At 46.0% G+C, this 14,934-nt stretch carries 10 protein-coding genes; 5 read left to right on the top strand and 5 right to left on the bottom strand.

Annotated elements, in window-relative coordinates; translation table 11 throughout:
* The first annotated feature begins 477 nt into the window (after positions 1–477).
* Complete coding sequence (locus tag QUA83_RS05380) at positions 478–735, top strand: DUF2811 domain-containing protein (protein ID WP_050813024.1); 258 nt, start codon at positions 478–480, stop codon at positions 733–735.
* A gap of 414 nt (positions 736–1,149) precedes the next feature.
* On the opposite strand, the gene groL is transcribed toward QUA83_RS05380, so the two are convergent.
* Both groL and QUA83_RS05370 read right to left on the bottom strand, forming a co-directional pair.
* Positions 1,150–2,832, bottom strand: coding sequence for a chaperonin GroEL (gene groL, locus QUA83_RS05375; RefSeq protein ID WP_333291998.1), 1,683 nt, complete (start codon positions 2,830–2,832; stop codon positions 1,150–1,152).
* Positions 2,833–3,298: 466 nt separating this feature from the next.
* Entirely contained in the window at positions 3,299–3,445 is a 147-nt protein-coding gene (locus QUA83_RS05370) for a hypothetical protein (RefSeq protein ID WP_333291997.1), read from the bottom strand.
* Here QUA83_RS05370 and QUA83_RS05365 point away from each other — a divergent pair.
* Positions 3,422–5,170: an ABC transporter ATP-binding protein gene (locus QUA83_RS05365; RefSeq protein ID WP_333291996.1), complete on the top strand. Its 1,749-nt coding sequence runs from the start codon at positions 3,422–3,424 to the stop codon at positions 5,168–5,170. The genes QUA83_RS05370 and QUA83_RS05365 overlap by 24 nt on opposite strands.
* A 696-nt stretch (positions 5,171–5,866) precedes the next feature.
* Here the strand turns inward: QUA83_RS05365 and QUA83_RS05360 are convergent.
* A complete protein-coding gene (locus QUA83_RS05360; RefSeq protein ID WP_333291995.1) occupies positions 5,867–6,100 on the bottom strand; it encodes a hypothetical protein in 234 nt (77 codons plus the stop codon).
* Between QUA83_RS05360 and QUA83_RS05355 the strand changes: the two genes are divergently transcribed.
* The 3 genes from QUA83_RS05355 to QUA83_RS05345 all read left to right on the top strand — a co-directional run bounded on the left by QUA83_RS05355 (position 6,095) and on the right by QUA83_RS05345 (position 13,302).
* Positions 6,095–6,679, top strand: coding sequence for a YcaO-like family protein (locus QUA83_RS05355; RefSeq protein WP_333291994.1), 585 nt, complete (start codon positions 6,095–6,097; stop codon positions 6,677–6,679). The genes QUA83_RS05360 and QUA83_RS05355 overlap by 6 nt on opposite strands.
* Before the next feature lie 34 nt (positions 6,680–6,713).
* On the top strand, positions 6,714–7,808 hold the full coding sequence (locus QUA83_RS05350) for an amidohydrolase family protein (RefSeq protein ID WP_333291993.1): 1,095 nt from the start codon (positions 6,714–6,716) through the stop codon (positions 7,806–7,808).
* A gap of 154 nt (positions 7,809–7,962) precedes the next feature.
* Positions 7,963–13,302 carry an AAA family ATPase gene (locus QUA83_RS05345; protein WP_333291992.1) on the top strand — a complete coding sequence of 1,780 codons (5,340 nt, stop codon included), beginning with the start codon at positions 7,963–7,965 and terminating at the stop codon, positions 13,300–13,302.
* Positions 13,303–13,684: 382 nt separating this feature from the next.
* Here the strand turns inward: QUA83_RS05345 and QUA83_RS05340 are convergent, their stop codons facing one another.
* Together QUA83_RS05340 and QUA83_RS05335 are read right to left on the bottom strand one after the other, a co-directional pair.
* Positions 13,685–14,755, bottom strand: a complete 1,071-nt coding sequence (locus QUA83_RS05340; protein WP_333291991.1) for a fatty acid desaturase — start codon at positions 14,753–14,755, stop codon at positions 13,685–13,687.
* On the bottom strand, positions 14,730–14,934 hold a 205-nt coding region (locus tag QUA83_RS05335), incomplete at its 5' end, for a hypothetical protein (protein WP_333291990.1). The genes QUA83_RS05335 and QUA83_RS05340, both read right to left, overlap by 26 nt.

Raw genomic sequence — 14,934 nt, 5'->3', positions numbered from 1 at the left:
TTAATCAACAGTCAACAGTCAACAGTCAACAGTCAACAATGCCCCATTCCCCATGCCCCATGCCCTTTGCAATTCTTATTTTTTCCCTGACTTTTCCCTAAACATTCCACAGCGTTTCCACAGGCAAGTCTGAGGTTTTCCACAGATCCGACAAAGTTTTCCACAGAAATTAACGGCACGGTAGCATCTTGCTGCGGAATTGGGGATTTCCTTAACTTGCTGCCTAATTCCTCATAAACCCCCCAACACATAAAGATATGTAACAAAAAAGGCTCTGAAAAGCTGATTATTTGGTAAACCTTTTTTTTATCTAAAGGACTTTGTAATATTTCGCAACATTGACAAACCCACCCCCTCATAGCGCACAATGATGCGACCGACCTAAAAAAAAGCGCTCTGATTTCGGCCGTCCCTGCACCTGTATCCGGCCGAAGGGGGGGTTCTGTTTTCAATTTATTAGCGAGACTAAAAAAAATGATGAACCCAACAGTCAGTATTTTTGCTGAAATTCCCGAAACGCTGCACGATTCTCTCAAAACTTACCTGGAAACCCATCCCGAATGGGATCTAGACCGAGTATTTTGCGCGGCCCTGTCGCTGTTTTTGTTGCAGAATGCCGATAGCGGTACGCCTGAAGCTTCGCGCAGTTATCGCCAAGCTGCGAGAGTTTATCTCGAAACTCTGTTTCAATCTCCTCAAGACTTGCACAGCAACAATGTAACTCCGTCGTCTTAAAGGATCAGGGGAGAGGGGGAGACGCGGTTTCTGGGAAGGATTTTAGTTGACCGAGAGGGCGCCCACTGCATAGGTGTCAACTTAAGCTTAAAATCCCTGAGAACTATCGCTTATAGCTTAATGTTGCGCCCCATTGCATCTCCCTTAAGAAGCAGGCCGGTTTCATTCTCATGAAAATCAGGCTTTTGTAGGGGTAGTGCTACCCCTACTCCCCGTGCCTACCCCCTCCACGGACGAGGGAATCGGTGTTTCAAATATCGGGGCAACCACGGGGGGATTGCCCCTACAAGAGAATGAAAAATCCCCCCGGACTATCAGGGGATGCCGGGGGGATAAACTGCCTTAATCGTCAAACAGTAGACGGGTAGTACATAAGACGCGCTTGTTTACACGCATGGTGCTTATGGTTGAAAACTACATCATGCCCATGCCGCCCATGCCGCCCATGCCGCCCATGCCGCCCATGCCGCCCATGCCGCCCATGCCGCCCATGTCGCCCATGTCGCCGCCGGCTTTTTTCTTCTCGGGTTTTTCGACAATCACAGCTTCAGTGGTCAACACCATGCCAGCAATGGAACCGGCATTTTGCAAAGCCGATCGCACTACCTTAGCCGGGTCAATAATCCCGGCGGCAATCATATCTTCGTACACGTCGGTGAGAGCGTTGTAGCCAACGTTGAACTCGCTCGCCCGCACTCGTTCGATGACGATCGAACCTTCAACGCCGGCATTATCAGCGATTTGACGCAAAGGTGCTTCCAAAGCTTTCTTCACCAAGTCAGCGCCTACTTGTTCTTCGGTGTCTAAAGTATGTGCGATCGCATCTATTTTTGTAATCAGGTGAATTAGGGTCGTGCCACCTCCGGCAACGATACCTTCTTCCACAGCAGCTTTAGTAGCGTTCAGAGCGTCTTCAATACGCAATTTACGGTCTTTGAGCTCGGTTTCGGTAGCTGCGCCGACTTTAATTACAGCGATGCCGCCGGCGAGTTTGGCGATGCGTTCGGTTAGCTTTTCCTTGTCGTAGTCGGAATCCGTCGCTTCTAGCTGCTTGCGGATTTGCTCGATCCGTTTTAGCACGTCAGCTTTGTGTTCTTCGCCAGCAACAATGATCGTGTTTTCTTTGTCGATCGTAATTTTGCGGGCGGTACCGAGCATTTCTAGGGTTGCGGTATCGATGCTGAGTCCGACTTCTTCGGAAATCAGTTGACCGCCGGTGAGCACGGCGATATCTTGAAGCATAGCTTTGCGTCGCTCCCCAAAACCAGGAGATTTCGTTGCTGCGATGTTCAATACGCCGCGGGCTTTGTTGACTACCAGAGTTGCCAAAGCTTCGCCTTCAATATCTTCGGCGATAATTAGCAGCGGTTGACCTGTGCGGGCGATTTTTTCGAGAACTGGAATTAGTTCTTGAATCGAGCTAATTTTTTTGTCGGTAATCAGGATGCGAGCGTTTTCGTAATCAACTTCCATGCGATCGGTGTTGGTGACGAAATACGGAGAAAGATATCCGCGATCGTACTGCATCCCTTCGACAACTTCCAATTCTGTTGTCAGAGATTTCGACTCTTCTACAGTAATTACGCCGTCTTTGGTGACTTTTTCCATTGCTTGGGCAATCATGGCGCCGACTTCTTCGTCGTTACCGGCGGAGACAGTGGCGACCTGAGCAATGGCGCTGCCTTCGACGGGTTTCGCCAATTTCTCGATTTCCAGCACCAAGTGGGCGATCGTTTTTTCAATACCCCGACGCAGCGCGACTGGGTTTGCGCCTGCTGCGACATTCTTCAAACCTTCGCGAATGAGGGATTGAGCTATAACCGTTGCGGTTGTTGTGCCGTCGCCTGCGATATCTTTAGTTTTGGAGGCGACTTCTTGAATTAAGCGAGCGCCAGCATTTTCCAGGGGGTCTTCGAGTTCGATCTCCCTAGCAACGGTGATACCGTCGTTAACAATTTGAGGACTGCCGTATTTCTTTTCCAATAGGACGTTCCGGCCTTTCGGGCCCAAGGTGATGCGGACAGCATCGGCGAGTTGATTGACGCCGCGTTCTAGGGCCCGGCGAGATTTGTCGCTAAATGCAACTATTTTTGTCATGTTTGTCTCCAATCGCTTACATTAGCAAATTTAGCACTCTCTGAGTCTGAGTGCTAAGTTGATCGATTTTTGATTGTAGCGCGCCTCAACCGTGTGGGGGATTGGGGGGGCGGATGGGAGATTTGGGCGAGCTCGTTCCGGGTGGCTAAGGACAGGGCAATGCCGTGTCCCCACATATCTCGTGTCGCCACAGATATAATAATGTGGTTTGTTACATATCGATATACTCAGGTTTTGGTTCAGGCCTAAACCCAACTTTTATGGCGCGTCATCCCCAAGCAGAATTTTTATTCAAAATTTCTTAACTTGTGTTTTCGGTCATCTACCTTTCGATAGAGCTTCTATTATTTTTTCAAACTTCTACCTTCTATAGCAACCACGCCCGACAATGATGACGTTCTTAATTGCTGAAACATGAGCTGAAGATTGCGCCTTCCTTCTTCCTTCTTCCTTCTTCCTTCTTCCTTCAGCATCCATCCGTTACATCCGTTACAAAATCCGCTGCCGAACCTTCTTCCTTCTTCCTTCTTCCTTCTTCCTTCTTCCTTCTTCCTTCTTCCTTCTTCCTTCTTCCTTCTTCCTTCTTCCTATGGCTCGTTATTCTCGACTGCAAAAACTCGGCTCTTATATGCGCCCGCACTGGAAACCAACCTTCTGGGGCGTTTTTTCGCTATTAGTTGTCAATGCTGTGGGCGTTTACATTCCCCTGCTGATTCGGAATTCAGTTGACACTCTCCAAGTGGCGACTAAATTTGACGAAGTTTTCAACTTCGTGGCACTAATTCTGATTCTCGCCTCAATTATGTGGGTGATTCGGATGGCGTCGCGGATTTTGCTGTTTGGCGTCGGGCGTCAAGTGGAATTTGATCTCAAACAGCAAATATTTAATCATTTATTAACATTAGAACCATCTTATTTTGCAGCCAATACGGTAGGAGATTTAATTAACCGCGCTACTTCCGATTTGGACAATATTCGGCGCTTGGTGGGGTTTGCGGTACTCAGTTTGGCGAATACAGCTTTTGCTTATGCTTTGACTTTGCCGGTGATGCTGGGGATTAATGTACGGCTGACGCTATTGGCGATCGCAGTTTATCCTTTAATGCTGGTTTTGGTACAGTTATTTAGCGACAAACTTCGCATCCAACAGTTAGCCGTGCAAGAGGAATTGTCGGCGATGAGCGATTTAATTCAAGAAGATATGAGCGGGATGTCCGTAATTAAAATCTACGCTCAAGAAGAAAACGAACGCCGAGCTTTTCGCAATTCCAACGCGCAGTTGCTATCAGCCAATTTGGAATTAGCAAAAACTAGAAACTTTATTTTTCCGCTGCTAGGCGGTTTGGCAAGTATCAGTTTGTTGGTGCTGCTTTCTGCTGGTGGCGGGGCAATTGCTAATGGTCAAATTAGTATTGGCGATTTTGTGGCGTTGCTGATTTATGTCGAGCGTTTGGTGTTTCCGACGGCGCTGTTGGGTTTCACAATTACTGCTTACCAGCGGGGAGAAGTGAGTGTCGATCGCATCGAATCAATTCTGACGGTGGAACCGCAAATTAAGGATGCTGCGGGTGCAGTTGAACTGGCAACTCCAGTCAAAGGCGAAATTGCGGCTCGCCATCTAAATTATACTTATCCGGCTGCTAAGACACCCGCGCTTAAAAATGTTGATTTTACCATAAAACCGGGCGAAACTGTCGCAATTGTTGGGGCGATCGGCTCAGGAAAATCAACTTTAGCTAATGCACTGCCACGCTTGCTAGATATCGATCCGGGTCAGTTATTTGTAGACGGACAGGATATTACCGAGGTAAAATTGACCGAATTGCGCGGGGCGATCGCCTACGTTCCGCAAGAAAGTTTTCTGTTCGGCACTACCATCAAGAATAACATCCGCTACGGAAACCCTTTAGCGGAACAGCCGGAGATAGAAGCCGCAGCAAAACAAGCGCAAATTCACGCCGAAATCCTCAACTTTCCGCAGGAGTACAAAACAGTTGTCGGCGAGCGCGGCATTACTTTATCCGGCGGACAGCGGCAGCGGACTGCACTTGCTCGCGCTTTGTTAGTTGACGCCCCCGTGCTCATTTTGGATGACGCTCTTTCTAGCGTTGACAATCAAACTGCTACCGACATTTTGCGAAACTTGGCAACGGGAACCGATCGCAAAACAGTAATTTTTATCTCGCATCAAATGTCAGCGGCGGCCAGTGCCGATCGCATTTTTGTGATGGAGAAAGGAGAAATAGTTCAGAGTGGCACTCACGTTGAATTGGTAGGGCAAACAGGGCTTTATCAGTATTTGTGGAACCAGCAAAAATTAGAGGAATTGCTGCATTGACAAGTGACAGATACTTTGAGTCATCTATACTTAAGCTGTTAGTCATTTAAATTTATTGCCTCAACCCCTTGCAGTATGGGGTCTGGCCCACAAATAGTGCAGTTTGAATGTCGAACAGCTTAGACCCTAGATAAGTAGATTGGTCAGGACTTACGCAAGTACGCTATATATAGAGTGCATCTCAAAAACAAACACTACGAATCGAAAACTGTCAGGGTCGAAAATACAGAGTATCTGACAAGGGCGTGCTTGTCGCGATCGCTTTATTAGATTTATTAAGCGACCGCTGCTCTTTCTGAGCACGCTACATATAGCGCAATACGGTTCAGTTAAGAGCAATCTGACTTCTAAAAGATGCCTGTATTTCCCATAAAATGGTGAGGTTAAATTCGTCGGACAGCGTTAACTGAACCGTATTGACATATAGCGTGCTTGCGTAAGTCCTGTGGGAGTCGGAGTGATTTCGGGGATGACGGAATTGTTACATCTCTTTACATTTGGGTTGGGGACAGCTCGTATTCATGCTTACCTTCTATTGTATGTTATGCAAGCTTTTTACTTGTTCTGCTTGCTTCAATAAATCTGCCTGGGAGTGGCGGTTTCGTTACATTTCTTTACATCCTGTCCTATTTTGTCCGTATCCCGGCTTTACCCCTAAAGGGGATATTTAAGCCGGATTTGGTATAATCGCGTGTTTTATTTCACGGCGATCGCTGAAATATTTTTCAGAAAACTAATGCTAGGAGCAAAAAAGAATTCGCCTCCTTTCATCGTGACAAAATTATAAAAATCGAACGGTACTTTCTCGTCCTTCCCCCACTCTTTAGGCCACGCTTGCCCTTCAATTTGTTTTTTTCCTTGACCTGCAATGCCGTCCAAGCCAGTTGTATAGTTGACAAAATGCTGATTATTCGCCCAGTTTTTTTGCATAGCGACCTCTGGGTACTCGACCTTACCAGCGATTTAAACATTCCCGTATTCGTTGCTATTTCGCGCTGCAATGACCGCGAAGAAGAAAATATTATTATGGGTTTCGGGGCACATTTTGACCCGCAAATAGCTTTGCTACGGGCCTTAACCGAACTGAATCAATCGCTGCCTGCTGCGTTTTTTGGCATACTCGATCCAAAAAGTGCCGATCGCGATCGCGACAGAGAAGCGATCGAATGGTGGAAGAGCGCAACAGTCGCTCAACACCCCTATTTGTTGCCAGACAAAACAGCCCCCTCAAAAACACCCGCAGACTATCTCAAACAGTGGAGCGACGATATTTATACAGACGTAATGAACTGCGTAGAAATTGCCCGAATAAACGGATTAGAAACAATTGTTTTAGACCAAAGCCGCCCTGATTTAGGCTTATCCGTTGTTAAAGTAATTGTACCCGGACTGCGGCATTTTTGGCCGAGATTTGCCCCTGGTAGGCTCTACGATGTACCCGTTAAAATGGGCTGGCTAGCTGAGCCTTTGACTGAGGAACAATTGAATCCCCTACCAGCTTTTTTCTGAAAGTTTGTCAAATTTAAAAAATCTCAATAATCTTATGTTGAAGCCCTATCAAATTATCGATGCAGATTGCCACGTTTTAGAGCCGATTGACCTATGGAAAAACTACCTCGAACCAGCCTTTAAAGACCGAGCTCCATCGCCAGAACTGAAAGTTGATGGTCAACCGATTTATCAGAAGATAACCCGCCAACACCAAGAGGAAGGGCTGAAAGTGGCAATCCGGGATTTCACTAGCTACGGAATCGATCGCTACGATCCTGCTTCTCAAGTAAAGGCGATCGCGAAAATGGGAGCTGATATCGCATTTTTGTATCCCACAATGGGACTGTGGCTGCTTGCCGTCGATACAATGGATGCAAAACTGGCAGGTGCATTTACCCGCGCCTACAACAATTGGCTGCGAGACTTTTGCAGCTATGACCCCCAAATTCTTAGAGGAGTTGGTGCGATTAATCTCCACGATCCCGAAGAAATGGTGCCAGAAGTGCGCCGCATCGCAGAATTTGGATGGAAAGCCGTGTTTTTGCGCCCCAACCCAGTCAAGGGACGGCTGCTTTCCGACCCCGCTTACGAGCCATTTTGGAGCGAATGCGAGCAGTTGGGGATTGCCGTTAGCCTCCACGAAGGCACTCATTCCCAACTGCCAACCACCGGATCGGATCGGTTTAACACCCGGTTTGCCATGCACGCCTGTTCGCATCCAATGGAACAGATGATGGCGCTGTTGGCCCTCATCGAAGGAGGAGTGTTGGAACGCCATCCCCAACTCAGAGTAGGTTTTCTGGAGTCTGGTTGCGGCTGGCTACCCTACTGGCTGTGGCGGCTCGATCGCGAGTATTGCGACCTTGGCTGGGAAATCAAAGATCGTGTTAAAATGAAGCCCTCAGAGTATTTTCGCCGTCAGTGCTTCATCTCATTTGAACCTTCTGAGCCTTATTTAGCTGAGACAATTGACTACATCGGCACCGATAATCTGATCTTCGGTTCTGATTTCCCTCACATCGATCATCACCCAGATATTATCGGGGAAGTTGTAGCGTTGAGCGATCGCCTATCCGAAAAAACCGTAAAAAAAATCCTCTGGGACAACCCCTTTCGCTTTTACGGACTTGATGGTCAAAATTTGTAGGGCCAAACCCCCCGTAGTTGCCCCAATGCCGAAAACACCTATTTCCTCCCTTAGTCAAGGGAAATCGGCACGGGGGAACAACCATACAAAATCCTCATTTTCCTGAGAATGAAACAGATGTCTCTATACGGATAATGAAGTAAGGAACAAATCAATGACGCTCACAATTTCCGGCTACCAAATTACCCAAGCAATTTACGAAACTGCCAACTCACTAATCTATCGCGGATGCAGCCCAACAGATAACCAGCCCGTTATCCTCAAAGTGCTCAAACAAGCCTATCCGCCGCCGGAAAAAATAGCCTGGTTCAAGCGGGAATATGAAATCCTCCAAAAATTGAATTTGGCGGGAGTCGTAAATCCCTTAAACCTGGAAAGCTACCAAAATCGCTGGGTAATCGTACTGGAAGATTTTGGCGGCGAATCCCTCCAGCAGTTAATAAAGAGTCAGCCCTTCACGCTGAGCGAGTTTTTGTCTCTTGCCCTTCAGATTGCAGACATCCTTGCTCAAGTGCATCAGCAGCAAGTTATACACAAAGATATTAACCCTTCTAACATTGTCTTTAATCCCAAAACTGGACAATTAAAAATTATTGATTTTGGTATTTCTACAGTTCTCTCGCGAGAAAATCCAACGCTGCGAAACCCGAATGTTTTAGAAGGAACGCTCGCCTATATCTCGCCTGAACAAACAGGACGAATGAACCGAGCGATCGATTATCGTACAGATTTTTATTCGCTCGGAGCAACTTTCTACGAGTTGCTAACAGGGCAATTGCCTTTCCAGATTGACGATGCGATGGAGTTAGTGCATTCGCACATTGCCAAACAACCTATCCCACCTCACCAACTCAACGCAGATATTCCCCAGCCTCTGTCAGAAATTGTTATCAAGCTGATGGCTAAAAATGCCGAAGACCGCTATCAATCGGCTTATGGCGTTAAGGCAGATTTAGAGGAATGTTATAGGCAATGGGAGCGATCGCAGCGCATCGAGCCTTTCCCTCTAGGTCAGCAGGATTTTTCCAGCAAATTCCAACTTTCGCAAAGGTTATACGGACGAGAGCGAGAAGTCGAAATGCTACTCGCCGCCTTCGATCGAGTCGCAGGCATACAAAAAGATGAAAATCCCCAATCGCAAATCCCCAATCGCAAATCCCCAATTGAAATGATGCTGGTAGCGGGATATTCTGGTATCGGCAAGTCTGCTTTGGTACAGGAAGTTTACAAGCCAATTACGCGGCAAAGCGGGTATTTTATCTCTGGAAAATTCGACCAATATCAGAAAGATATTCCCTATGCCTCGCTGGTACAAGCCTTTCGCTCTTTAGTGGCGCAGTTGCTGACCGAAAGCGAATCTCAGATAGTAGCGTGGCGCGAAAAATTGTTAGCAGCTATTGGTGAGAACGGTCAGTTAATCGTTGCGGTCATTCCCGAATTGGAATTGATTATTGGCACTCAACCAGCCGTCCCCGAACTGGCTCCAGCAGAAGCCCAAAATCGCTTTAATTTAGTGTTTCAAAACTTCATTCTGGTGTTTACTCAGCCGGAACATCCAATGGTGATGTTTCTGGACGATTTGCAATGGAGTGATGGCGCTTCTTTAAAATTAATTCAACGGCTGATGACAGGCTCAGAAAGTCAATATTTGTTTGTTATTGGCGCGTATCGGGATAACGAAGTGAGCGATGCTCATCCCCTAATGCTGACACTGGATGAGATTCGTCAAGCTGAGGGAATTGTTAGTCAAATAACCTTAAAACCATTGGAGTTATCTGATGTCAGTCAGTTGATTGCCGACTCTTTCAACTATGACTTAGAAACGGCTATGCCTTTGGCAGAATTGGTGCAGACCAAAACCAATGGCAATCCCTTCTTCATTAATGAGTTTTTGAAATCTCTGTACAGCGAAGGACTGCTGAAGTTTGATTTTCAGCTTGGGGGCTGGCAGTGGGACTTGCAGCAGATTCAAGCGCAGAACATCACCGATAATGTCGTAGAGTTGATGGCGGGCAAGGTGCAGAAGTTACCGCTTTCAACGCAGCAAGCTTTGAAGCTAGCTGCCTGTATTGGCAACCAGTTCGATCTCCAAACGTTGGCCATTGTCTCTGAAAAATCGCCGCGAGAAATAGCGATTGAGTTGTGGGAAGCGATCGCAGAAGGTCTGATCTTACCCCTCAGCGATGCCTACAAGTTGATAGAACTTGACGTGCAGGGGTTAGCAGAAGAGATAGAAGTTGAGTATAAATTTGCCCACGATCGCATTCAGCAAGCCACCTATTCCCTCATTCCCGAAGCAGACAAAAAAGTTGTGCATTGGCAAGTGGGGCAACTGCTGCTACGGAATACACCGCCCCAGAAGCGAGAACAAAAAATATTTGATATCGTCAACCAACTAAATCAAGGGCGCGATCGCATTTCCTGTCAAGCCGAGCAAGACGAGCTAGCTCAGCTTAACCTGACAGCAGGCAAAAAAGCCAAGGCATCAGCAGCCTATCAACCCGCCTTCAATTACTTGCAAGTTGGCTTGAGCTTATTAGAAGAAAATAGCTGGGAATGCCAGTATGAATTGATTCTAGCGCTGCACGTAGAAGCCGCAGAAGCAGCTTATCTCAGCGACAACTTCCAGCAGATGGAGCGATTAGCTTCTGTAGTGAAAAATCGCGCCAAAACTGTACTCGACAAAGTAAGAATCTACAGAGTAACCGTACTGGGTTATGCAAACCAGCATCAACTACCAGAAGCAATGCGTAGCGGACTCGAAATTTTAGCTCAGTTGGGGATCGCGCTACCGGAAAACCCAAGTTTAGCAGACATCGGACAAGCTATAGAAGAAACAAAAGCGGCTTGGCTAGGCAAGCAAATTGAGGATCTCATTGACCTGCCAGAGATGACAGATCCTGAAAAGCTGGCAGCAATGGATCTCCTGTTTGATGTCATACATCCAGCCTATGACGGCAACCCTGGACTCTTCACGCTGTGCGCCCTGCAAATGGTCAATTTATCGGTCAAATATGGCAATACGCCTCTATCCGCTCAAGGTTATGGATCTTACGGAATAGTTCTGTGTGGTGTCGTCTTCGATATAGAGTCTGGCTATCAATTTGCGAAACTTGCATTGAAGCTGGTAGAGAAATTTAATAGCAAAAAAATTAAATCGGCGGTGATATTCTTAGTTTATTATTTTTCGGTAATTTGGAAAGAACACTTCAGAGAAATACTTAAACCTTTTTTAGAAGGATACCAAAGTGGCTTAGAAACAGGAGACTTGCTATTTGCTGCCTTTAATGCTTACGGCTATTCTTGTCATTTATACTGGATTGGCAAGGAACTGGTCGAGGTCGAACGGGAAATGGGCAAATACAGTCAGGCAATATCCAATATCAATCAGAATCTAATTCTGACTTATCTCAACAGATATTGGCAAGTCGTCTTAAATTTGAGTGGAAAATCAGAAAACACCTGTCGATTAATTGGCGAAAGTTATGACGAAGTAAAGATGTTGCCAAGGATGCAGGAAAACCAAGACAGATACGGAATTGGTGACTTGCATTTACACAAACTTATCCTCTGTTATTTATTTGGAAACTACGGCGAAGCCCTGAAAAATGCGGCAATTGCAGAAAATTATTTAGATGCTATGTTAGCTACGTCATCTGTCGCTATTTTCCATTTCTATCATTCTCTAGCACTGCTGGCAGTATTTGCTGATACTCCAGAGTCCGAAAAAGAGGCTTTTCTTGAAAAGGTTGCTGCCAACCAGGAAAAAATGAAAATGTGGGCGGGTTACGCTCCTATGAATTACCTGCACAAATATTACCTCGTCGAAGCGGAACGCGCCCGAGTTCTGGGCAACTATAAAGATGCCAGAGAATATTATGACTCTGCTATCTCCTGCGCCCGCGAAAATGAATATCTCAACGAAGAAGCTCTCGCCTACGAACTCGCGGGACGATTTTACCTCTGGCGCAACCAAAGCCACGTTGCTGGTCACTATCTCCAAGATGCTCGCTACGCTTACCAGAGTTGGGGCGCCCTTGCCAAAGTCAAAGACTTAGAAGCGCGATATCCTCAGTTTCTCACCTCAACAACTAGCTCTACGAAAGTCACCAAAACAACCATTTCCACTACAGGCAGCAGTTCCGGCGAAGGGCTAGATTTAGCCACAGTCGTGAAAGCTTCTCAAGCTATTGCAGGGGAAATTGTCTTAGATCAATTGCTCGCTAAATTGACGAACCTCATCCTCGAAAATGCCGGGGCGCAAAAAGGCTTCCTCATTCTCTCCGACAACGGACTTTTAAAAATTCAAGCACAAGGAGAAATCGAGCGCGAAGTCCAAGTGCTGCAATCTCTTCCAGTTTCTAGCAGCGAAAATCTCCCCTTGGCGATAATCAATTATGTCGCTCGCACGCAAGAAAATGTGGTTTTAAGCGAAGCCACGCGCGAAGGGATTTTTACCACAGATCCTTACATTATCGCCCACCAACCCAAATCAATCTTGTGTAGCGCCATCGTTAATCAAGGCAAACTCATCGCCATTCTTTACTTAGAAAATAACATCGCGATCGGTGCTTTTACACCAGAACGCCTGGAAGTTGTGAAAATCCTTTCTTCTCAAGCAGCTATCTCCCTTGAAAATGCCATTCTGTATCGCACTTTAGAACAAAAAGTCGATGAACGCACTGCCCAATTAGCATCAGCCAACCAAGAAATCACGGTGCTTAACGAGCGTCTGAAAGCTGACAATATCCGAATGAGTGCTGAGTTAGACGTAACGCGCCGACTGCAACAAATGATTTTGCCGAAAGATGGCGAACTCAGTAATATTCCCGGACTTGATATTTCTGGCTTTATGGAACCTGCCGACGAAGTGGGTGGCGATTACTACGATGTACTACAATACGGCGATCGCATCAAAATTGGCATCGGCGACGTAACGGGACACGGATTAGAAAGCGGCGTTTTAATGATTATGGCGCAAACTGCCGTGCGGACGCTAATGGTGAACAATGAAACTGACCCCGTGCGATTTTTAAATGCCATCAATTGCACTCTTTATGACAATGTAAACCGCATGAATTGCGACAGAAACCTCAGCCTTTGTTTGCTCGACTATGAGGAGGGGACTCTGCGCTTGAGCGGACAGCACGAAGAGGTGATTGTAGTGCGGTGTAGCGGCGAAGTGGAACGAATCGATACGATAGATTTAGGCTTCCCGATCGCTTTAGACTCAGACATTGCCGATTTCATTCTATCAACTGAGGTCCACTTAAATCCGGGAGATGTGGTGGTGCTTTACACTGACGGAATTACAGAAGCGAAAAATGAACAAGGCTTGTTATACGGTGTGGAACCACTGATAGAATCCATCTGCCGAAATCGCGATCGCACTGCGGTCGAAATCCGCCAAGCTGCGATTGATGACTTGCGCCATTACATCGGCGAACAAAAAGTGTTTGATGATATTACCTTAGTGATACTTAAGCAGAAGTAGCCTCGGCGGGGAGACTGGGCTGTTTCATTCTCGGCTCATTCATCAAGTCATGGAGGCAGCTATTCCTTACCGTACAGATTGGGTGATTGAAAATGCGAGCCAAGAAGGCCTAAAAATAGCGAAGCTGTCATCAATGCGCTATATATAGCGTCATTGCGTAAGTCCTGTTGGTGCAAATAAACTGGTCACGAGGAGGGCGGGTTTTGCCAGAATAACAGGCTGCTAGCATAGCTCCCGGTTAAACCCGCCAGACCCATCTAATGTTTATTTGTAACCACCTACTTAACTAGGAAAGTTACTGTTAAAATTTATCCCACTAGCTGCATCCCTAATCATAGGATTTTGGTGAGAAAAAAGCAACCAAATTTATTGCCAACCGATTTTAATTAGCTATATTACTCAAGGGAATTTCTTCTGGTTGATGAAACAATTTAATCGATTGCAGACTATCTGAAGCAGCATCCCAAAGAATGAATTGGAAGCAGTCAGGAATATCGCGAATTGTCAGGGATTTTGAATTAGCAAGCAGGTGAATATTAGCATTGTGACAAGCCTGAAGATTATAGTTAGGTATTCGCTCAGAGAGATGATGAATATTGTGGTAAGCAATATCAGCAGAAAACCAATTGAGAATAGTCGGTAATTTTAGGTAACTACTGCCTTCAATTGCGCCCAGAAGATAGTCCCAACCTTCGGATTTATGAGCGTAGGAACCGTCAAAATTATGCTGAACAAAGAAAATACAGATAAATATCGCTGCAGAACAGGTCATGACAATTGAGTAAACACTCCAGAAAAAGCCAAACCCCAGTAAGTTGCTCAGATAAATCCAGCTACCAACAACACACATATTGTTGAACAGTAAATCCCAAAATTCAGCCGTCGTATACCAATGTTTGGATTTATAAGAAGCAATGATTGCAGATAAACCCATGCCAAAATCTTGGTTGAGACAAGCAAAAATATGTCGGATAAAACCTGTAGTTCCCAATATCAGCGCGAGTCTTGGCTTAATAATTAGATAGAAAAAACCACCGGGAAACAGCATCAATGGGTGTCTGAGTAACTGATACATCTTTTGGCTAAATGGACTTAGCGCCGCAAATTTTTCGGTGGATATCAACGCCGAAGGGCCGCGGTACATATCCCAATTACCATTATGTTTGTGGTGATAAGCGTGCCCCCTCGACCAGGGATACTGAGGAATCGCATTGATGATACCTAGCAGAAAACCCATAATGCGATTGACTTTTTTGGAACTAAAAAGAGAATAGTGTCCGCAATCGTGCATCAAAGAGAAACAACGTCCTGAAAAAAGTGTCATTAACACCATTATCGGCGGCAGCAGGAATACAGAAATGGCAGCCGCTTTAAAGGCTAAAAACCATAAAAATGTATAAGGAATCACTGTATTGAGTATTTGGCAACTAGCTTTCAAGTTGTTGCTCTTCATATAAGGAGCTAGCACAAAATCCGACTTTTTGATCGCGTTTTTCATTCAGTATATCTATGGTGTGTGGATAAGTGCTTAGCTTACCATCACAGTTGCGGGACAGGGTGCATCTCAGTTTGGCAAATACATCAAATTGAAAGTTGACCATTGAGATAAGCACAGCGAAGAGCAAGGATAGA

This window comes from Microcoleus sp. K1-B1, from assembly GCF_036704705.1.
Classification (GTDB): Bacteria; Cyanobacteriota; Cyanobacteriia; order Cyanobacteriales; family Microcoleaceae; genus Microcoleus.
Note: the sequence above shows the minus strand (reverse complement) of the source record. Positions and strands in the feature narration are given on the sequence as shown.

Excerpts from the sequence above, each read along its gene's own strand:
- QUA83_RS05380 (WP_050813024.1), top strand. The coding sequence starts at position 478 with ATGAACCCAACAGTCAGTATTTTTGCTGAAATTCCCGAAACGCTGCAC.
- groL (WP_333291998.1), bottom strand. The coding sequence starts at position 2,832 with ATGACAAAAATAGTTGCATTTAGCGACAAATCTCGCCGGGCCCTAGAA.
- QUA83_RS05365 (WP_333291996.1), top strand. The coding sequence starts at position 3,422 with ATGGCTCGTTATTCTCGACTGCAAAAACTCGGCTCTTATATGCGCCCG.
- QUA83_RS05360 (WP_333291995.1), bottom strand. The coding sequence starts at position 6,100 with ATGCAAAAAAACTGGGCGAATAATCAGCATTTTGTCAACTATACAACT.
- QUA83_RS05350 (WP_333291993.1), top strand. The coding sequence starts at position 6,714 with ATGTTGAAGCCCTATCAAATTATCGATGCAGATTGCCACGTTTTAGAG.
- QUA83_RS05345 (WP_333291992.1), top strand. The coding sequence starts at position 7,963 with ATGACGCTCACAATTTCCGGCTACCAAATTACCCAAGCAATTTACGAA.
- QUA83_RS05340 (WP_333291991.1), bottom strand. The coding sequence starts at position 14,755 with ATGAAGAGCAACAACTTGAAAGCTAGTTGCCAAATACTCAATACAGTG.